The following is a 20,155-nucleotide window of genomic DNA, read 5'->3' as shown; positions in this document are numbered from 1 at the left end:
GATGTAACAGATGGGAATGCCACAGGCCCGGGTGACGGATCTGCATGCCTGCATGCTGCCCTCCACCCCGCCGCCGCCGGTGCTGCCGGTGCCGACGCCGATCCTGCCGCCCTGCGCGGTGACCGTGCTGGTTGCCAACCTGCCGGCCGCGCGCTTGGGGGACATGTGCACGGCGGCGCCGTCGCCGCACCCGATCATCAAGGGCTCGGCGACGGTGCTGATCAACAATATGCCGACCGCGCGGATCCTGGACAACACCGCCTGCGGCGGCATGGTCGTCAAGGGTGAATTCACCGTTCTGGTGGGAGGTTAGGCCCAATCATGGGAGTGACGCTGAAGTTTCAAAGCTCGGGCGCGATGCCCGGCGATGCGGCCCCTGTTCCGATGCGGGGGCCAAGCCTGACGGTGGGGCGCGGAGCCAGCTGCGACCTGGTGCTGCCCGATCCGGACCAGATGCTGTCGCGCAATCACTGCGTGATCGAGGATCACAACGGCAATGTGGTAGTGGTCGATCTGAGCTCCAACGGCACCTTTCTGAACTATTCCAAGATCCCGCTGGGCCGGACGCCGACACCGCTGAACAATGGCGATGTGCTGTGCATCGGCAATTATGAGCTGGTGGTGGAAATCCGCGACGACCTGATGGACGTCGGGGAGCTGATTGCGGCGCCCGCGGCGCAGGCGCCCGTGTCGCCCGGCAACGCCGCCAATGCGCCTGATCCGCTGCAACTGTTTGAGGATAGCGGCGGCCCGGGCGGCGATTTCCTGGATGACCTGCTGGGCGAGGGGCCGAAGGGGCCCGCGCAGCTGAACCCGGTCGACCCGATTGACGAGCTGCTGCCGCCGCTGGGCGAGGACGAGGATCCGTTCTTCCAGAAGACCAGCGACGGGCGCGAAGGCGCGGGGGCCAGCCTGGCCAACCACAACCCCACCGCCTCGGACGGGTTTGCCGCGCCTGCCGCGCATTCGAGCATGATCCCGGACGATTGGGACGACGAGTTCCTGTCCGGCATCGGCGGACCGGATGAGCCGGAACCGCAGCCCGAGCCGCCGCGCGAGGTTCCGCCGCCGCCGCAGGAGGTGCCGCCTTCGCAGCCGCCGCAAGAGGTGCCGCCGCAGCCGCCCCAGGAAACCCCGCCTCCGGCACCGCCGCAGGAGGTTCCGCCTGCGCCGCCAACGGAAATTCCGCCCTCTCAGGACGGGGGCAGCCGGGCGCTGCCCTCTGCCGGAGCACAGGAGGCGATTGAAGCTTTCCTCAGCGGGGCGGGCGCAGAGATCAGCATCGGCCCGGAAGATCACATCAGCACCATGGCGCGCATGGGCCGGGTGATGCGGACGCTGGTCGCGGGGTTGCGGGAAATTCTGATGACGCGGACCTCGATCAAGTCGGAGTTCCGCATCGAGCAGACGATGATTTCGGCCGGCGGGAACAATCCGCTGAAGTTCTCGATCACGCCGGAGCAGGCGGTCGAGGCGATGGTGCGCCCGGCGACCAAGGGCTATCTCAGCCCGGAAACAGCCGCCGAGGAGGCGCTGAAAGACATCAAGGCGCATGAGGTGGCGATGGTCACCGGCATGGAGGCGGCGCTGAAGGGCGTTCTGAAGCGGCTCGACCCCAAGGCGCTGGAGGCGCAGATTGAGGACAAGGGCGGCCTCAGCGGCCTCCTGCGCGGCAAGAAGGCCCGTTACTGGGACGTTTACGAGCAGCTTTATGCGGAGATTTCCGACCAGGCTGAGAATGATTTTCACGACCTGTTCAGCCGCGAATTCGCGCGGGCTTACAAGCAGCAGCTGGACAGGCTGAAGGACGGATAAGAGCCGCGCCGCTGGCGCGCGCCTGCAAGGAAGAGGAGATCCCGGTGTCCTGGGACAGCAAGGTACTTTGGACGGAGGGGCTGTTTTTGCAGCCGCATCACTTCCAGCAGTCCGACCGTTACAACGAGGCGCTGGTGGCCGGTCTGGCGCGGCGGCTCAGCCCGTATGCCTGGGGCGTGAACGGGCTGGAGATTGACCACGAGGCGCTGAAGATCGGCCAGTTTGCGGTCAAGTCCTGCGAGGGGCTGACCCATGACGGCACGGTGTTCCGGGTGCCGATGGCGGATCCGCATCCGCCGGCGCTGGAGGTGCCGTCAACGGTCAAGGATTGCATCGTCTACCTGACCGTGCCGCAGCGGCGCCAGGGGGCGGTCGAGGTCGACCTGAGCGGTGCCGAGCGCTCCGCCAGCCGCCTGCGCCCGGACAAGCAGGAAGTGACCGACGTCACCTCCTCCGAGCGCAAGCCGGTGCAGCTGGACGTGGGCAAGATGCGCCTGCAGTTCGCGCTGGAGGTGGATGATCTGGCCGACCTGCTGGCGATCCCGGTCGCGCGCATCATCGAGGTGCGCCCGGACAAAGAGATCGTGCTGGATCAGGCCTTTATACCGTCCTGCCTGGATGTGCGCGCGGCGCCTGCGCTGAACGGCTTCCTGCGGGAGCTGGAGGGCTTGCTGGCGCACCGGATGGAAGCGCTGGCAGGCCGCCTGTCCGAGGCCGGCGGCGCCCGCGGGGTGGCGGATGTGTCGGATTTCATGCTGCTGACGGTGGTGAACCGGCTGCTGCCGCAGGTGCGCCATCTGCGCAATATCGAGAACCTGCACCCCGAACGCCTGTTCACCCTGTGCGCCGGACTGGCGGGGGAGTTGTCGGTGTTCATGTCGTCAGACAAACAGGCGCCGGAGTTTCCGCCCTATACCCATGACAATCTGGTTGCGTGTTTTGCGCCGGTGATCCGGGTGCTGCGGCAGTATCTGAGCTCGGTGCTGGAGCAGAACGCGATTCCGATCAAGCTGGAGGCGCGCAAATACGGTATCTCGGTGGGAGTCATTGCCGACCGCAAACTGCTGGGCAACGCCGGTTTTGTGCTGGCGGTCAGTGCCGACATCCCGGCCGAGGACGTGCGCAAGCATTTCTCGGGTCAGGCCAAGATCGGGCCCGTCGAGGAAATCCGCCAGCTGGTGAATTCGGCGCTGCCGGGGATCACCCTGCGCCCGCTTCCAGTGGCGCCGCGGCAGATCCCCTATCATTCCGGCGTGGTCTACTTCGAGATGGATGCGGACAGCCCCTATTGGCGCAAGATGACCACTTCCGGCGGGATCGCGGTGCATGTGTCGGGCCAGTATCCGGGGCTCAAGATGGAGCTTTGGGCGATCCGTAATGCATAAGGGAAGGCGCTGAGATGGCTGATTATGACGATCCCTTTGCCGAACCGGGGGATACCGACAAGACGGTGATCAAGCCGAACCCGGGCGGGCGGCGCAGCGCCACACCGATGCAGCAGCCAGAGGCGCCGCCGCAGCCCGCGGATCCGGATCTGGATGCCTATGGCGTGCCGCAGGCGGCAGCGCCGAGGCCGCAGGCTGCGGCGGGCGGGGCCAAGGCGCCGAAGATGGCGCTGACGGGGATGAACCAGCTGACCGCCTGCGCCGCAACCCTGTTTGCGCTGATTTCCCGCATCCGCAACCGGGCGCAGCACATGGACCCGGACGCGCTGCGCAAAAGCGTGGTGGCGGAGGTGCGCGCGTTCGAAAACCGCGCGCTGCAGGCAGGAATTCCGGCGCAGACCGTGAAGGTCGCGCGCTATGCGCTGTGTGCGACGCTGGACGATGTGGTGCTGAACACGCCCTGGGGCGGGCAGTCCTCCTGGGGACTGCAGTCGATGGTCGCGACCTTCCACCGCGAGGTGGTGGGCGGCGACCGGTTCTATGACCTGCTGGCGCGGCTGGAGAAGGAGCCGGGCGCCAATATCGACATGCTCGAATTCCTCTATATGTGCCTGTCGCTGGGGTTTGAGGGCCGTCTGCGGGTGGAGCAGGGCGGCTCCGAGAAGCATCTGCAGATCCGCGGCGCGCTGGCCCGGATCATCCGCAACCAGCGCGGCCCCGTCGAGCGCGATCTGTCGCCGCATTGGGAAGGCATCGTCAAGCCGTTCAAAGCGCTGTCGGTCTGGCGGCTGGTGTGGATCACCCTGGCGGCCACCGCTGCGGTGCTGGCGCTGCAGTTCATCGGCCTCAGCTGGATGCTGTCGAACAAGACCGAGAATGTGGTGGGGCAGCTGTCGATTGTCGACGCCGGTCCGAAGGCACAGCTGGAACGGCGCGCGCCGCCGCCCCCGCCGCCGCCGCTGGCCCCGACCACCGAAGAGCAGGTCGCCAAGGTCTCCGGCTTCTTGGAGCCGGAAATCAAGGAAGGCATCGTGCAGGTGTTCCAGAAGGGCAATACGCTCATCATCCGGCTGACCGGCTCCGGCATGTTCGGCTCCGGCTCGGATCAGCTGAGCAAGGCGTTCCGCAACCCGGTGAACCGGGTGGCCGAGGCGCTGAATGACGAAAAGGGCAAGCTCATCGTGGCAGGGCATTCCGACAACGTGCCGATCCGTTCCTCGCGGTTCCCGTCCAACATGGCGCTGTCGCTGGCGCGGGCGAAATCGGTGATGGCCGGCATGGCCAAGGTCATGACGGATCCGGACCGGCTGTCGGCCGAGGGCCGCGCCGACAAGGAACCGATTGCAGACAACAGCACCCGCGCCGGGCGGGCCAAGAACCGCAGGATCGAGATCCTGCTGGTTCAGGAGGTTCAAGGATGATCCGCCGTTATATCATTCCCCTGTTCCGGTCGATCTACACCGTCCTGCTGATCCTGGCCGCGGTGCTGTCGGCCTGCGTGTGGTTCTTTGCGCCGTTCATCGGCAGCGCCGACTGGCGCCCGTTTGACGGGGTGATGGCGCGGCTGATCGCCATCGGCGTGATCTTCCTGCTGTATTTCCTCATCATCGGCCTCATCTTCTGGCGCCGCCGCCGCAAGGATAAGGAGATGACCGAGGAGATGGCCGAGGCGGCCGATACCTCGGAAGATGATGTCTTGTCCGAGGAAATCGGCGAGCTGCGCGGCAAGTTCAAGGACGCGATGAAGGAGCTGCGCAAGTCCAAGGGCGGGCGGCGCCACCTGAATGACCTGCCGTGGTACATCATGATCGGCCCGCCGGGTGCGGGCAAGACCACGGCGATCGTGAACTCCGGCCTGCAGTTCCCGCTGGCCGAGAAGATGGGCAAGGCCGCCATTGGCGGCGTTGGCGGCACCCGCAATTGCGACTGGTGGTTCACCAATGAGGCAGTGCTGATCGACACCGCCGGGCGCTATACCACGCAGGAAAGCGATGCGGAGGCCGACAATGCGGCCTGGCTGGGCTTCCTGGGGCTCTTGAAAAAGTACCGCAAGCGGCAGCCGATCAACGGTGCCATCGTCGCGATCTCGCTGTCCGACCTCAGCTTGCAGGATGAGATCACCCAGAAAAGCCACGCCGCTGCCGTGCGCCACCGCCTGGAGGAACTGCGCGAGAAGCTGGGCGTGCGCTTTCCGGTCTATGTGCTGTTCACCAAAGCAGACCTGATTGCCGGCTTCCAGGAGTTCCATGACTCCTTGGGCAAGGAGGACCGCGAGCAGGTCTGGGGGTTCACCCTGCCGCTGCCCAAGGGCAAGAAGGAAGAGCCGCCGATTGCCGCGTTTGACCAGGAGTTCGGCCTGCTGCTGGGGCAGATCAACGCGCAGCTGTTGGAGAAGATGCAGACTGAGACCGATCATCAGCGCCGGGCGCTGATTGCCGGCTTCCCGTCGCAGGTGGCGTCAATGCGCGCGGTGGCGCGCGACTTCCTGATGGAGGTGTTTCAGGACAGCCGCTATGCGCAGCGGCAGATGCTGCGCGGGGTCTATTTCACCTCCGGCACCCAGGAAGGCACACCGATTGACCGGCTGATGCTGGGCATGGCGCAGACCTTCGGCATCGGTCGGCAGGCGATTGGTTCGGGGCAGGGCACCGGGCGCAGTTTCTTCCTGACCCGGCTGTTCGAGGGTGTGATGTTCCCGGAGGCGGGGCTGGTGTCGGCCGACGACAAGGTCGAACGCCGCTACCGCTGGACCCGGCGGATTGCGATTGCGGCCACCGTGCTGGTGGCTATCGCAATGGGCACGCTGTGGGTGCGGTCCTATCTCAAGAACACCGATCTGATCGCCCAGGCCGAGGGTCAAGTGTCGGCCTACCAGGCCGCAGCGGCAGAGCTGCCGCCCAGCCCGGTGGGCGACACCGACCTGGTTCCGGTGGTGGCGGCGCTGAACAACCTGCGCGACATGCCGGGCAATCCGGTGCTGTCGGACCCGGAGCCCGAGCGCGCGATGACCTATGGCCTGTACCAGGGCGAGGTGATCGGCACCCAGGCCGCACAGACCTATCGTGCGGCGCTGAACCAGCGGCTGCTGCCGCGGCTGCTGGTGCGGCTGGAGCAGCAGATCGAGGGCAACATGAACAACCCCGATACGCTCTATGAGGCGCTGAAGATCTACCTGATGCTGGGGCTGCAGGGGCCGATGAACCCCGATCTGGTCAAGGAATGGATGCGGCTGGACTGGGAAAACATTGCCTACCCCGGCATTGCCCGCACCCAGCTGCGCACCGATCTGATGGATCACCTGACCGCGCTTCTGTCGCAGCCGATGGAGGAGATTGCGCTCAACGGCCCGCTGATCGCCCAGGCGCAGAACATCCTGTCGGAAATGCCGCTGGCGCAGCGGGTCTATAACGGCATCCTGAATTCGCAGCAGGCCACCGCGCTGCCGAAATGGCGGATCACCGATGTCGGCGGGCCGTCGGTCAAGCGGGTGCTGGTGCGCAGTTCCGGCAAGCCGCTGAATGATGGGATCGAAGGCATCTTCACCTATGACGGCTTCCACAATGTGTTCCTGCCGGAGGCGGTCAGTGTTGCCGAACGCGTCCACCGCGAGGCCTGGGTGCTGGGGGAGCAGAGCGAGGCAGCGCAGAATGAGGCGGTTCTTCTGAAGCTCAGCCGCGATGTGCTGGACCTTTATTACAACGACTACATCAGCCGCTATGACCAGATGCTGGGCGATATCGACATCATCCCGCTGGAATCGCTGTCCCATGCGGTGGAAGTCACCAATGTGCTGTCCGGGCCGACCTCTCCCATCGTCAACATCCTGACCGAAGTCAGCAACGAAACCCGGCTGAACGAAGACAAATCGGTGCTGGACGCGGGCTCTCTGGCAGCGGGTGCGCAGCAGGTTGCGGCGATTGAATCCCGGTCGAACCTGTCGATCCAGGGGCAGATCCTGCTGGAGGCGCTGGTCAATTCCGCCGCCAATGCGCCGGGAGAGACAGCCAAGCCGCCGGGGGCCTATGTGCAGGAGCGGTTCCAGTGGCTTTATGATCTGGTCAACCGGCCCGAGGGGCAGCCGTCGCAGCTGGATGACCTGATGGGGCAGCTGCAGCTGGTCTATCAGGAGCTGAACAAGATGTCCTTCTCCGGCGTGGCTGCCGGCGGCCAGAGCGGCCAGGCCCTGCTGCAGTTCCAGCAGACCGCCAGCCGCATGGGCGGGCCGCTGCCCCGCTGGGCAACGCAAATCTCGGCGGGCTCATCGGGGATCACGTCCGAGGGCACCCGCGCCTCGATCAACGCGCGCTGGCAATCGGCGGTGCTGCCGTTCTGCGAACAGGCGCTGGCGAACCGCTATCCGTTCAACCGCTCGGCGCGGGCCGATGTGGCAATGGCGGATTTTGCCAAACTGTTTGCGCCGGAGGGGATGATCGACAGTTTCTTCAACGAGCATCTGATGAAATACGTCGATACCCGCAGCCGGCCCTGGACCTGGAAGCGCGTCAATGACGTCGACCTGGGCATCAGCCCGGCGGTGCTGCAGCAGATGCAATATGCGGCCGAGATCAAGGAGGCGTTTTTTGCGGACGGGCCGCAGCCGGCGGTGAACTTCCAGATCACCGTCAACGCGCTGGATCCCAAGGCCAAGGAGGTGCTGCTGGAAATTGACGGCACCAAGGTGGCTTACAATCACCGTTCCGGCGCGCCGACGCCGGTGGCGGTGACCTGGCCCGGCTCGGTCGGGCTGGCGCGGCTGACGCTGCTGCCGCAAAAGCGCGATGCCGAGAACGTGCTGTCGCGCGACGGGCCCTGGGCCTGGTTTCGGCTGCTGGACGCGGCAGAGGTGCGGCGCACCAATGTGTCCGACCGGCGGCGGGTGAACTTCCGCGTGGGCGGCCGGCTGGCGCTGTTTGAGCTGCAGTCCGGCTCGGTCATCAACCCCTTCGCCCTGCCGGCGATGGCAAAGTTCAGCTGCCCGAAGTCGATGTGATGGCGGGGTTCGGGGCCTTCGGTAAGATGCCGTCAGCCGGGGATTTCTTCCGGCTGAACACGCCGGGCGGTTTTGTCCGGGTGTGGGACGCCTGGCTGCAGCAGATCATGCTGGACGGCAGGGCCGCTTATGGCGCCGGGTTTGACGCGCATTACATGACCGCGCCAATCTGGCGGTTCACCTTGCCTGCCGGACTGGCCGGCGCGGGGGCGGTGATGGGCGTGATGATGCCATCGGTCGACCGCGTGGGGCGCCGGTTTCCGCTGACGCTGATGGCGGGTGCGGGTGTGCCGGGACAAGTGGCGGCGGGGCCGTACCATTTCGGCGAGGCCGCATTATTTGAACGGCTGGAGGATGTGGCGCTGGATGCATTGGAGGACACGATGACCAAGGACCGCCTGGCGGCGACACTCGCAGAGATACCGGCGCCGGCGGCACCGGCCGCTGGCGCCGAGGCCGCAGCGGGGATGACGATGGTTCTGGCCGGGGCCCAGGGCGCGGAGAGGCTGACAGCCGCATCGGATGACGCCCGGCTGGCGGATTGCAGCCTGTGGACCGCGGTTCTGGACGGGGTGCCGCGAACGCTGGCGTGCAGCGGTCTGCCGCAAGGCGCCGCGGCGCTCGGGCTGTTTGACCTGGGCGCGACGGTCTGGGAGGGGGCCGGGGTCTCATGATGAACCCGATGCGCAAATACCGCTATACCGCGCAGACCCACGTGGGACTGAAGCGCAAGATCAACGAAGATGCCGTTCTGGCGCTGCCGGAGCATGACATCTGGCTGGTGGCCGATGGCATGGGCGGACACCAGGCTGGCGACTTCGCCAGCCGCCTGATTGCCGATGCGGTTGCGACGATCCCGCAGGGGCTGGACCCGGCGGCGCGGATGCATTCGCTGCGGGACGCGATCCAGACCGCGCACCAGGCCATCCGGGCCGAAGCCGCCTCCCGCGGCGGCGGCACCATCGGCTCAACCGTTGCCGCGCTGATCATGGCGAACCAGCATTTCGTCGGCCTCTGGGCCGGGGACAGCCGGATCTACCGGCTGCGCAATGGCCGGATCGAGATGCTGACCGAAGATCATTCGGCGGTGGCGGAGTTTGTTCTGGCGGGCAAGATGACTTGGGACGAGGCCGACCAGCATCCGCAATCCAACGCGATCACCCGGGCCGTCGGGGTCGGCGAGGCGCTGGAAATCGACAAGGTGCGCGGCGGCACGGTGCCCGGCGACCGCTTCCTGATCTGCTCTGACGGGCTGACCAAATACGCCACTTTTGCGATCCTCGCGGATGTTCTTGGCAGCACGCCGCTGGAAACGGTTGGCGACCGGCTGATCCAGATCGCGCTGGACGGCGGCGGCGCGGACAACATCACCGCCGTCGTGATTGATGTCCTGTAGCCAAGCCGCTGCCCTTGCAGGGGGCCGCCTGCCCGGTCAGGGTTTGGCGGTGACAAGAACCCGGCTGTCCAGCGAGCGGATGCGGCTGGAATCGGCCTCGTAACTGGCCTGCAGCGCTTCGGCAAAGCCGACGGCGCTTTCCGAGGTCGGGCGCATCCCGTCAAACAGCGGCTCCGACGAATGCAGCACCAGCACCTTGCTTTTGCCCAGGGTGCTGTCATCCACCTTAAAGGCGATGCCGCCGCCGGATGCGGACTCCTCCAGGCTGTAGGCCACCCGCACCGGCACGTCGCCCGCAGCCCCGCCGCGCAGGCTGGCCACCGCATTGTCCGGGCGCGCGATGTTGGGCAGCAGGTGAAACACGTTGCCGGAGACATCAAGGACCGACACCGTCAGGTAGCCGTCGGTCACATCCCCCGGCAGCACCACGTCGATTACCGGGTTTTCCCCGACAAAGAACCGGCCGGAGGGGTTGGGCTCCACCGTCGAGCCGCCCACCGCGAATTCCACTTCGGCACCGCCGGAGGGGGCTTTGGGCAGGTGCTGCTCCACCACACACAGAGAGTCGTTCAGCACCTCGACATCCAGCACCACCTGGCGCTCATGGGCCAGCGCGCGCAGCGCGTCGAACAGCTCCAGCCGGGTGGCGGTGTTGGCGACGCGGCCGCTGATCAGGATCGGGTCGGCCGGCGCATAACCGTCATAATGGCCGTTCCCGTCGCGCACCAGCGGGCCGCAATCAGCAAAGGTGTCCATGATCGCCTTGACCTCTGCCACCGGCAGCATCGGCAGTTCGAACCGGATTTCTGCTTTGCCTTCCAGCGCCCCGGGCAGGCCGTTGCGGAAGCGTTCGTTCAGCATTTCGGCAACGTTGGTGTCGCTGGTCGTGCCGGTCAGGCGGGCCTTGTTGTTGCTGACCACCAGCCGCCATTCGCGCAGGCCCTCAAGCGGCCTTACCGTGTCCAGCAGATCGGCGCCCCAGGTCTCGGCGATTGCGCCGGAGGCCAGGGTCAGATCCGCGTCCTCAGCCAGCGCCAGCAGGGCGTCGCGGGTGGCTTCCGAGGGCACGTTGCCGACGATCTGCACCGGCCCGTCCGCCGGTTTTTCCGCAATCAGCGAATAGGGGCGGACAACCGGATAAGACGGACCCATGAAGCTGTCGAGCATGCCGGAGAAATAGGCCCCCGCGCCGCCGCCGCCGAGCAGCAGCAGAACCGCCAGTGCCGCCCACAGGCCGCCGCGCCCACTCTTTTTCCCCTGTGCGGTTGCGCGCGCCGGGTCCGGCGGGGGAGGCGGCGCCGGCTGGCGGGTTTGCGGTACGATGATGGTGGCATCTTCGGCTGCGGGTCCGTCCAGCACATCCGCCAGACTGCCGCCGTCGGGATTGTCGAGAAACGCCAGCACCTCGCCCGCGCTTTGGAACCGGTCATCCGGGTCCGGGGCGCACATCCGGCCGATCAGCGTCCTGAGGGGTTCCGGCACACCGCTGGTATCCAGCGGTTTCTGCTTGTTCTCAACCACTTCCATCGGGTTGGCGCCGAGTTTGGGCGCGGCGCCGCGGAAGTTGGCAAGCAGCAGCGCGCCCAGCGAATAGATGTCCGAGCGCGCGTCGGTCTGCCCGCTCATCTGCTCCGGCGCGGCATAGGAATACTTGCCCGCAAATTCATTGCCGACAATGGTCTGGGCGCCCGGGTTGGTGTCCTTGGCAATGCCAAAGTCGATGATCACCGCCTCTGCCGGGTCGCCGCCCCGCAGGATGATGTTGTCCGGGCTCAGGTCGCGGTGGACGATATTGCGGGCATGCGCCGCCTGCAGCCCTTCGGCCACGCGGCGGCAGATCACCAGCAGATCTTCGGCCGCCATCGGCCCCTGTTTCAGCCGCTTGTCGAGGCCGGGGCCGTCGATGTAATCCATCAACAGGTAGATATGGCCGTCCGGCGTGCGGTGGTTTTCCGAATAGCGCACCACCGCGGCATGGCGGATTTCGCGGATATTCTCCTCGCGCGCCATCAGGACGGTAAAGTCCTCGTTGGCTGCAAGCTCCTGCTTCAGCACCTTCAGGGCCACCAGGTTGCCGGAGATTTCCGAGCGCGCCTTGTAGACATCCGAGGTGCCGCCGCGCCCCAGCAATCCTTCGATCCGATAGGTATTGTTCAGCAGATCACCCGGCTGGAACAAGTCGCCAGGGCGCGATTCAAGCATGGAGTTCTCCCTGGCCTGCAGTCCGCCGCGAGCCCAAGCCGGGCTTAGCCCAGGGCCTGGAATTCGACGCGGCGGTTTTCATCCGCACGCGGGTTGTCCTGATTGAAAGGCGCGGTCTCGCCCATGCCGATTGCCTTCAGCATATCCTCGGGCACGCCGCAGGCGCTGATCAGGTGGCGGCGCACTTCCTGCGCGCGCAGCAGCGACAGCCGCTCATTATAAGCAGCGGAGCCGGAGCTGTCGGTATGGCCGATGATCTGGAACACGGTGCCGTCCATCAGTTTCATCGACTCGCACATATTGGCCAGCTTGGGCGCCTGGTCCGCCCGCAGCGCCGCGCTGTCAAAGTCAAAGGAGATCTGGACATTGATCTGGGCCTGCTGGTCCACCGGATTGTATTCCTCGGCGGCGGCCGCCACGGTCGCGGTTTCCTGCGCCGTGTCCTGGGTCTGGTCCGTGCTGCTGGGCACGATCACCAGGCCGCGGGTCTTCTGCTTTTTGAAGGCTTCGGTGATTTCCTCAACCGACAGTTCACCGCCGTTCGACTGCGCCTGCGCCAGCGGTGCGAACATGAGACCGGCGCCTAGAACGCTTGCGAAAATTCCTTTCAGGGGGATCATGCTCAGCGCCCTTTCCTACCGTTACAACTTCGCTGGCAGCTTATACCAGCACCTGCTGCCTGCCAATGCCGGGCAAAGGCCAGCGGCGGAAAAAAACACGGTGTTTCCGGCAAGTTGTAAACAGGGGGTTTACTTGCCGCGCACTGAAAGATTGAAATGGGCGCAGGTGAACCGGGAGGGTATATGCGGGTTCTGCCAGCCGTCATAATCGCCATTGGCCTGGTGCTGGCTCCGGCTGTCTGGTTCGGGCTCAGCTGGCTGCTGAGCGAAGAAGATTACCAGGGGGCCGGCGGGGTGGATTCCACCGCGCGTATCGAGATCGAGATGCTGCGCCAGCAGGTCGAGGATCTGCAGGCCCGGATGACCGACCTGCAGAACGAGCTTGCCAGCCTGCCCGCGGGAGGGGCAGGCACCGGAACCCCTTTCACCGATGATGCGGCCGGCGAGGCCGCGATCTGGAACCAGACCGGCGGCGCGGATCTCGATTATGCGCAGGTGGTGCTGATCGCCGACCGGCTGAACGTGAACCGCGGGCTGAAGGTGACGGGCGGCAGCTATCTGACGGAAAAGCTGGGCCGCCCGCGGGAAGATCTGAACGACACCTGCCAGCCGATGACCAACCCGGACCTCAAGGAAAAGCTGGTGACAGAGCAGGTCGGGCCGATCCGGGTCAGCATGCTGCGCCCGGCCATCGAAAGCCTGAAGGTTGTGTTCGAGAACATCCGCCAGGCGGACCCCGACCTTTATGCCCGGATCAACACGGCCGGGGCGCTGTGCGTGCGCCGGATCCGCGGCACGCTCAGCGCGCTCTCCACCCACAGCTATGGCCTGGCTGTCGACCTGAACATCGACGGCAAGCTGGATAATTTCACTGATGGCAAGACCCAGCTGGGGTTGACCATCATGGCGGATTTCTTTTACGACCAGGGCTGGGTCTGGGGCGCGGGGTTCCGCCGCGAGGACAGCATGCATTTCGAAATCAGCCGCCGCCAGCTGGATCAATGGCTGGCCGAAGGGCAGCTGTAACCGTCGGCTTGTCTGCCCAAGGGCCTGTTCAGGAACGAGATGCGCAAAAGGGCGAACAATCCATGAAGCGGATGCATCCGCGGGAACCCAGACGCTTACCCTTCCAGCCCGTAGGCCTGGCGGATCCCCCTTTGGGTGCCCGGCCCGAAATTGCCGTCGATCGCGCCTGCATAGAAATTGTTGTCTTTCAGCTTTCGCTGCAGCGCGCGCCGGGTCTCTGCGGTGAACATCTTGGGGCGTTCGCTCAGCAGGTTGAGCACATCAGAACTGCCGCTGCGCAGCGCCGCATACAGGTAATGGGCTGAATCCTCGGGGCCTTTTGACGGGATCAGCCCGTCATCGATCAGGGCGGCGAAATTGAACTGGGCCTGCGGATGGCGCAGGTCGGCAGCGCGCTCAAAGAACGTCAGCGCTTTCTTCGGGTTGGCGCGCAGGCCAAGCCCGCCCTGGTAATGCAAAAAGCCAAGATCGTTGATCGCATCGGCAAAATCCTGGGCCGCCGCCGCCTGATACAGCTCCAATGCCCTGGCCGGATCGGCGTCGACGCCGGTGCCGCGCTCATACAGCTTTGCCAGCTCAAACTGCGCTTCCGGGGAGCCCGCGTCCGCAGCCCGCTGCAGGAAATCCACGGCCGCCTTGGGGTCAAACCGGCCCTCATTCGGGTTCAGCCGGATATAGGCCAGTCCCAGCATCGACCGGGTATCGCCGAGGTCGGCCAGCGCCAGCAGCTGCTCCTCCTGGTCGGGTTTCAGCGCGGCCCAGGCGGCAGAGGCATCGGCCACGGAAACCGGGGCGTCATTTGCGCCCGGGCCGGCCAGATAGAACGGCACGCCCGTCAGCGAGCCGTAGGTATAGGGTTCCTGCAGGTTGCCGGTGGTCTCCAGAACCCGGTCGCGCACTTGGCGGAACATCAGGCTGATCTCCAGCCCCGGCTGCACCATCTTCTCCATCAGCGCCGTGGCATAAGGCGAGTTGCTGCCGCTGCCGTCCAGCGCCACCTGGCCGTCCTTGGCGGCAAAGGCCACCAGCGTGCCGCGGTCCGGATCGGCCGGCGCCATGCCGCCGCCGCCGCGGGTGGCGGCAGCGTTTTCAGCGGCCTGGGTGCCGCCTTGCTCCAGCGCAATCGAGTCGCCCAGCGGGTTGTCGCGGCAGCTGTCGAGGATCACGATGCGCATCTTGCGGGCCCGGTCCACGGCCGCCAGCAGCTGTTTCAGCGAAAGCGACTGGCGCTGCACATCCCGGTTGCCGGCCACCTTGGCGTCTGCCGGGATCAGGAAATTCTCGCCCTGAACCTCGATCCCGTGACCTGCAAAATAGACCAGCGCCAGATCGGCAACTTCGGAGCGGAAGGCGAAATCCTGCAGCAGCAGCTCCATTTCCGCGGTGCCCGGATCCAGCGCCAGGCTGACGTCAAACCCGATGCCCTCCAGCGTGTCCGCCATCGCGGCGGCATCGTTGCGGGTGTTTTCCAGCGGCGGCAGGTACTGGTAGTCAGCCACGCCGATGACCAGGGCGATGCGGTCGCTTGCAGCCTGCGCCCCTGCCGCCATCAGCAGGCAGGCGGTGAAAATCAACGGTTTGAAAAGCAAAGACATACGGACACCCGGGCTGGCTGTTTCAGCTAGGCCCAATGTAGTCTGCGGCGGCCGCAATGAAAAAGGAAATTCGCGGCCGCGGGTCTGCAGCGCAGCTCCGCCCGGGTCTGGGCGGAGCCGGGGCGTTCAGGTGTCTGCCAAGCTGCTGGCAGAGCGCAGCCGGTCGCGCAGTTTTTCGAGAGTGACCCCTGCCGCTGCGGCCGGCAGATCGGCAGGGCCGGACTCATCAACTTGCGCCTGCACGCGCTTGTAGAAACCGGAGAGCCCGGCCAGGGTCTGGATCACCAGATCAAAGTCCTGCAAAGAGCGCAGTTCCTGGCTGGTCGGGGGCGTGCCCCGTTCCAGCACGTCCAGCACGACGTCTTCCAGCGCCTGCATCTGACTGCGCAGCTGCTCCATTTCCCACGCCGAGGCGGCGCAAAGTTCGCTCAGGGCTTTGCCGGGACGCTCCATGGTTACAGCCGCCCGACGACCTGTTCGATGGCCTGCTTCATCGTGGCGACCGTGAACGGCTTGCGGACAATGTTGTTCAGGCCGATCTGCTTGCCGACCTGGATCATCTCCGGCGTCGGCTTGCCGGTGACCAGAATGAACCCGACCCGCTGTGTGACCTGGTGGCTGCGCAGGGCCTTCAGCAGACCCAAACCGTCCATGCCCGGCATGTTGTAGTCGGACAGCACCATGTGAACCGGTGTCTGGATCAGTTTCTGGTAGGCGCCCTGGCCGGAGTTTTCGACCATGTAGTTCTTGATGCCGATCTCATCCAGGCTTTGTGTGATGATCCCCCGGCTGGTTGACATATCGTCAACGACCATAACGCGGAGAGAGTCTTTCAAGCTCATTTTTCTTTCCTTCTGCTCTGCTTGCAGCCGTGGTCAGGAAGTCCTGCCAGCGGGTGAGTTGACATAGGTTGTGATCCCGGCCGTCTTCAGGTGCTGCGCTGCCGGGCCGGACATGCGCTCTGAGTGCCCGATGAAGAGATAGCCGCCCGGGTTCAGGGCATTCTGGAAGGCCTGCCACACCTTCTGCTGAGTCGGGTTGTCGAAATAGATTGCCACATTGCGGCAAAAGATGGCGTCGAACCTGCCGCGGAACGGAAACGGCTCGATCAGGTTCAGCACCCCGAAGGTGATCAGCTTGCGCAGACTGTCCGGCAGCCGCCCCTCGGCGTCCCGGGCCGGCACCAGCTTGCGGTATTTCGCGTCAATCTGGGCCAGTTCGTCCTCGGGGTATTTCGCCGCCTTGGCGTGCCGCACCACAACCGGGTCGATATCGGTGCCCAGGATCTTGAAATCCAGCTTGGCCGCGTCCGGGCACAGATCCAGAACGGTCATCGCAATCGAATAGGGTTCCTGCCCGTTGGAGCAGCCCGCCGACCACAGCCGCACCCGGCCGCCGCGCCGCGCCTGTTCGATCAGCGGCGGCAGCACATCGTTGCGCAGGGTTTCGAAATGGTGCGGCTCCCGGAAGAAATGGGTCACGTTGGTGGTCAGCAGCGACAGCAGGCCGCTGCGCTCCTGTTCGGAACTGGGGCCGTCCAGGCAAGCCAGATATTCCTTGAAGCTGGTGAAATTGCGCTGGCGCAGCTTGCGCGCCAGCCGCGAGGACACCAGCGGCTTCTTGCTTGCCGCCAGGGCCAGGCCGAAGTGCTTGTGCGCAAACTGCGCGATGGCTTCGAACTCCTGGTCCGAGAGCGTAAAGCTTTCAGCTGCGGGAGTGATGGAACCTTCTGCGCTCACGGCATCACCTGCTCCGGAGCTGAGATCACCGCATCCAGATTGATGATGCGCACCATGGTGTCATCATGCGAGATGATGCCCTGGATGTATTCCATCGTGTTGCGGCTGTCGACCGGCGGGGTGTCCTGGATATCATCCGGGTTGATCGAGATGATTTCCGAGACCGATTCCGCCAGCAGCCCGACCGGTTTGCCATGCACCGAAACCACGATAACCACATTGCGCTCGCTGGCTTCGGTCTGCTGCAGGCCAAAGCGGGCTGACAGGTCATAGATCGGGATCACTGCGCCGCGCAGGTTCATCACCCCCAGCACATCGGCCGGCGCATGCGGCAGGATGGTCACCGGCGACCAGCGCCGGATCTCGCGGATCTGGGTGATCTTCAGGCAAAAGGCCTGGCCTGCCACGGTGAAGCTGACGAACTCGCTGTGTTCAGCGTGCTTCACTTCCTGATCGTTTTGCTTCACTTCAGCTTGCATTGCTCAATCTCCGCTCGGTGTCAAAGGCGGCTGCCGTGGGCGAAGCCGCAATGATGCTTTCAGGGTCCAGGATCATGGCGATTTTGCCATCGCCCAGGATGGTTGCAGCGGCGACGCCGGGAATTTCCCCGCAGACGCCGTCGAGGCTTTTGATCACCACCTGGCGCTGATCGTGGATGTCATCCACTGCCAAGGCGCAGCGCTGGCCGGTTTCGGTCTCCACCAGCAGGTAGACGCCGGCCTGCCGGTCGCTTTCGCGATAGAGACCCAGCGCGCGGGCAACATCGCAGATCGGCACGAAGTTGCCGCGGATCGACAGCAGGGTGCCGTCGGCGCCGAGGCTGTTGATCATGTCGTCGCTGCCGCGCATGGTTTCGACGATCGACGTGATCGGCACCACCATGGTTTGATCGGCAACCGACACCACCATGCCGTCCATCACCGCCAGTGTCAGCGGAAGAATGATGGTGAATGTGGACCCTTTGCCCGGGGCGGAGGAGATGTTGATGCGCCCGCCGAGGCCGGTCACCGCATTCTTCACCACGTCCATGCCAACCCCGCGGCCGGAGAGGTTGGAGATCTCCTTGGCCGTTGAGAAACCCGGTGCGAACAGCAGGTTGTCAATCTCGCCGTCGGTCAGCTCGGCGTTTTCCGGGATCAGCCCCTTCTCGATCGCGATCTGTTTGACCCGCGGACGGTTCACACCGGCGCCGTCGTCCCTGATCTCGATGCAAACGCTGCCGGAGCGGTGCGAGGCAGACAGGCGGATTTCGCCGGTGGTCTGCTTGCCGGCCGCGGTCCGGTCCTCGGGCTTTTCCACGCCATGGTCGACCGCGTTGCGCAGAATGTGCGTCAGCGGGTCGGACAGCCGTTCGATGACTGTCTTGTCGACTTCGGTATTTTCGCCCTCGGTGACCAGTTTGCAGGTCTTGCCGGTGGCAGCCGACGCTTCGCGCACGATGCGGGCCATGCGCTGGAACAGCGGCTTGACCGGCTGCGCACGGATGGCCATCACCCCTTCCTGGATGTCGCGGGCCAGATTCTTGAAGCCTTCCAGCTCCGTCTCGACGTCCCGCGTGTCGGAGACGTTGAGGTTGGCGATCTGCTGCGCCAGCATCGAATGGTTGATGATAAGCTCCCCGACAGCATTGATCAGCCGGTCCACCCGCTCGAGCTCGACGCGAAGCGTCGGCTTGGGACCGCCGCGCTGCTCCTGCTTGCCGCTCTCGGCTTTCGGGGCCGATGCCTTTTCTTCGGCAGCTGCCGGCTTGGCTTCGGGTTCAGGTGCGGGGACCGGCGGTTCAAAAGGGGCGGCAGCTGCCTCGCCGTCTGCGCTGCCGGCGGCAGGCGGGGCGGTGAACATCGCATCCAGGGCCGCCAGGGCATTTGCCTCCGCTTCGGCATCGCCATCCCCGGCAATCGACAGCTCGCACAGTCCTTCGACAAACTCAAAGACCGCCTCGACCACCGATCGCGGTTCCTTGGTCACCAGGACCAGGTCCCACGCCAGGTAGCTTTCGTCCATGTCCATGGTGTCGAACCCGGGCAGCTCGTTCTCGTCGAGCGCCACGGTCAGATCACCCATGTCCCTGAGCGCCTGGAACAGGAAGAACGGCTCGTTGCCGGTGCCGTACATTTCCTTCAGCGGCTGGAAGCGGATCCGGTAGGTTTCCTCCTGCGGTGCTGCCGGAGCGGCACCCAGATCGCCAAGGTCCATCATCGGCGCCGGGCCGCCAAGGCCCATCGGCTCGAAGGTGAGGTCCTCCTCCTCATCGGGAGTGTATTCGTCCAGCGCCGCCAGCAGGGTGTCGTGGTGCGCCTCGTCGATCTGGCCGCCGTCGCGGGCAGCCTCGACCAGCGCCGACAGGTGGTCGCTGGAGCGCAGCAGCAGCTGAACCAGCTTTTCGTCCAGCTCCAGCCGGTTGGAGCGCACTTCGTCAAACACGGTCTCGAACCGGTGGGCAAACGCCACCAGGTCATCCAGGCCAAAGGCTCCGGCGCCGCCCTTGATAGAGTGCACGGCGCGGAAGATCGCATTGACAACCTCGGGGTTGTGATCGCCTCCTTCGATAGCGGTCAGCCCCTCATCCGTTGCTTCGAGGAGCTCTTCGCACTCCTCAAAGAAGGTGTCCTGAATCGAGCCCGACATCTTAGGCCGCGGCTCCGGTCACACGCTTGAGCGCGAAGATCAGCGAGGCATCGTCAAACGGTTTGGTGATCCAGCCGGTGGCGCCGGCGCCGCGGGCACGGGCCTTCAGCTCAGGCGCGCTCTCGGTGGTCAGCACCAGGATCGGCACCTTGGAGTTGATGCCTTCGCCGCGCAGCTCCTCGATCACGCCGAAGCCGTCGAGGTTGGGCATGTTGATGTCGGTGATCACGACGTCGGGATCGACGTCGGGATACATGTCCACGCCTTCGCGGCCGTCAACCGCACAGTGGTATTCAAAACCGGCCTCTTCCAGGGTTGCGGCCAGAAGATTCCGGATCGTGCGGGAATCGTCGATTGCCAGAACTTTGGTCTTCATGCTGTTTCCTCGTCTTCAAAACGGTTGGGCTCCAGCCCCAGAAGGGTCAGGGACTTGCGGCAGGATTCGGTGATGTTGGTGACTGAGAAGCCTACCCCCTCGGACCGCCACTGCTGTTCTGCTCCAAGCAGAACCTGCAGGCAGCGCGAAGGCATCAGAGCGACGCTGCTGCAGTCAATTTCGACCGCCCGGGAGCGGGCCCCTTGCAGGAAGGCGATCAGAGGATCCAGCTCCGCGAAGGCATTCGGCAGATCCAGAATGTGCTTTTGCGTTTCCGTGGTCATTTTCGGCGATTCGCACCCCCGTTGTCGGCGATCAGTTCGAGTTCGATGGAGCAATTGATAGGTGCGGGGCCTTAACATTTGATTGCCGCCGCGTGCGCT

General features: G+C 65.0%; 18 protein-coding genes. 8 read left to right on the top strand and 10 right to left on the bottom strand.

Going from position 1 to position 20,155, the window contains the following annotated elements:
- Positions 1–10: 10 nt before the first annotated feature.
- The 7 genes from R2C4_RS21040 to R2C4_RS21010 are packed head-to-tail and all read left to right on the top strand — an operon-like array spanning position 11 to position 9,586.
- Positions 11–313 (top strand): PAAR domain-containing protein, encoded by a 303-nt coding sequence (locus tag R2C4_RS21040; RefSeq protein ID WP_141892252.1) that lies wholly within the window; start codon positions 11–13, stop codon positions 311–313.
- Positions 314–321: 8 nt separating this feature from the next.
- Positions 322–1,815, top strand: a complete 1,494-nt coding sequence (gene tagH / locus R2C4_RS21035) for a type VI secretion system-associated FHA domain protein TagH (RefSeq protein ID WP_167510303.1) — start codon at positions 322–324, stop codon at positions 1,813–1,815.
- Positions 1,816–1,859: 44 nt separating this feature from the next.
- Positions 1,860–3,200: a type VI secretion system baseplate subunit TssK gene (tssK, locus tag R2C4_RS21030; protein ID WP_141892251.1), complete on the top strand. Its 1,341-nt coding sequence runs from the start codon at positions 1,860–1,862 to the stop codon at positions 3,198–3,200.
- 14 nt (positions 3,201–3,214) lie between these two features.
- Entirely contained in the window at positions 3,215–4,621 is a 1,407-nt protein-coding gene (gene tssL / locus R2C4_RS21025; RefSeq protein ID WP_141892250.1) for a type VI secretion system protein TssL, long form, read from the top strand.
- Positions 4,618–8,190: a type VI secretion system membrane subunit TssM gene (gene tssM / locus R2C4_RS21020; protein WP_141892249.1), complete on the top strand. Its 3,573-nt coding sequence runs from the start codon at positions 4,618–4,620 to the stop codon at positions 8,188–8,190. The genes tssL and tssM overlap by 4 nt, the downstream gene beginning before the upstream one ends.
- The gene (tagF, locus tag R2C4_RS21015) at positions 8,190–8,864 is read left to right on the top strand and encodes a type VI secretion system-associated protein TagF (protein ID WP_141892248.1); all 675 of its coding nucleotides are present in this window, start codon (positions 8,190–8,192) and stop codon (positions 8,862–8,864) included. Before tssM ends, tagF begins: the two co-directional genes overlap by 1 nt.
- Entirely contained in the window at positions 8,864–9,586 is a 723-nt protein-coding gene (locus R2C4_RS21010; RefSeq protein WP_167510305.1) for a PP2C family protein-serine/threonine phosphatase, read from the top strand. Before tagF ends, R2C4_RS21010 begins: the two co-directional genes overlap by 1 nt.
- 36 nt (positions 9,587–9,622) lie before the next feature.
- On the opposite strand, the gene R2C4_RS21005 is transcribed toward R2C4_RS21010, so the two are convergent.
- Positions 9,623–11,788 carry a serine/threonine protein kinase gene (locus R2C4_RS21005; protein ID WP_141892246.1) on the bottom strand — a complete coding sequence of 722 codons (2,166 nt, stop codon included), beginning with the start codon at positions 11,786–11,788 and terminating at the stop codon, positions 9,623–9,625.
- Between the two features lie 44 nt (positions 11,789–11,832).
- Positions 11,833–12,360: an OmpA family protein gene (locus R2C4_RS21000; protein ID WP_244940841.1), complete on the bottom strand. Its 528-nt coding sequence runs from the start codon at positions 12,358–12,360 to the stop codon at positions 11,833–11,835.
- Positions 12,361–12,591: 231 nt separating this feature from the next.
- Between R2C4_RS21000 and R2C4_RS20995 the strand changes: the two genes are divergently transcribed.
- Positions 12,592–13,434 carry a M15 family metallopeptidase gene (locus tag R2C4_RS20995; protein ID WP_058284664.1) on the top strand — a complete coding sequence of 281 codons (843 nt, stop codon included), beginning with the start codon at positions 12,592–12,594 and terminating at the stop codon, positions 13,432–13,434.
- 95 nt (positions 13,435–13,529) lie between these two features.
- Here the strand turns inward: R2C4_RS20995 and R2C4_RS20990 are convergent, their stop codons facing one another.
- The 8 genes from R2C4_RS20990 to R2C4_RS20955 all read right to left on the bottom strand — a co-directional run bounded on the left by R2C4_RS20990 (position 13,530) and on the right by R2C4_RS20955 (position 20,056).
- Complete coding sequence (locus R2C4_RS20990) at positions 13,530–15,029, bottom strand: caspase family protein (RefSeq protein ID WP_141892244.1); 1,500 nt, start codon at positions 15,027–15,029, stop codon at positions 13,530–13,532.
- A gap of 126 nt (positions 15,030–15,155) precedes the next feature.
- Positions 15,156–15,482 carry a hypothetical protein gene (locus R2C4_RS20985; protein WP_058284662.1) on the bottom strand — a complete coding sequence of 109 codons (327 nt, stop codon included), beginning with the start codon at positions 15,480–15,482 and terminating at the stop codon, positions 15,156–15,158.
- Between the two features lie 2 nt (positions 15,483–15,484).
- Entirely contained in the window at positions 15,485–15,871 is a 387-nt protein-coding gene (locus R2C4_RS20980) for a response regulator (protein WP_008558444.1), read from the bottom strand.
- 33 nt (positions 15,872–15,904) lie between these two features.
- Positions 15,905–16,768, bottom strand: a complete 864-nt coding sequence (locus R2C4_RS20975) for a CheR family methyltransferase (RefSeq protein ID WP_058284660.1) — start codon at positions 16,766–16,768, stop codon at positions 15,905–15,907.
- Positions 16,765–17,247, bottom strand: a complete 483-nt coding sequence (locus R2C4_RS20970; RefSeq protein ID WP_058284659.1) for a chemotaxis protein CheW — start codon at positions 17,245–17,247, stop codon at positions 16,765–16,767. The genes R2C4_RS20975 and R2C4_RS20970 overlap by 4 nt, the downstream gene beginning before the upstream one ends.
- Positions 17,237–19,396 (bottom strand): chemotaxis protein CheA, encoded by a 2,160-nt coding sequence (locus tag R2C4_RS20965; protein WP_141892243.1) that lies wholly within the window; start codon positions 19,394–19,396, stop codon positions 17,237–17,239. The genes R2C4_RS20970 and R2C4_RS20965 overlap by 11 nt, the downstream gene beginning before the upstream one ends.
- Before the next feature lies 1 nt (position 19,397).
- Positions 19,398–19,772 carry a response regulator gene (locus R2C4_RS20960; protein WP_058284657.1) on the bottom strand — a complete coding sequence of 125 codons (375 nt, stop codon included), beginning with the start codon at positions 19,770–19,772 and terminating at the stop codon, positions 19,398–19,400.
- The gene (locus R2C4_RS20955; RefSeq protein WP_058284656.1) at positions 19,769–20,056 is read right to left on the bottom strand and encodes an STAS domain-containing protein; all 288 of its coding nucleotides are present in this window, start codon (positions 20,054–20,056) and stop codon (positions 19,769–19,771) included. The genes R2C4_RS20960 and R2C4_RS20955 overlap by 4 nt, the downstream gene beginning before the upstream one ends.
- Between the last annotated feature and the right edge of the window lie 99 nt (positions 20,057–20,155).

It is taken from the genome of Leisingera aquaemixtae, from assembly GCF_006740765.1.
Taxonomy (GTDB): Bacteria; Pseudomonadota; Alphaproteobacteria; order Rhodobacterales; family Rhodobacteraceae; genus Leisingera; species Leisingera aquaemixtae.
This window is presented reverse-complemented; position numbering and strand designations above follow the sequence as displayed.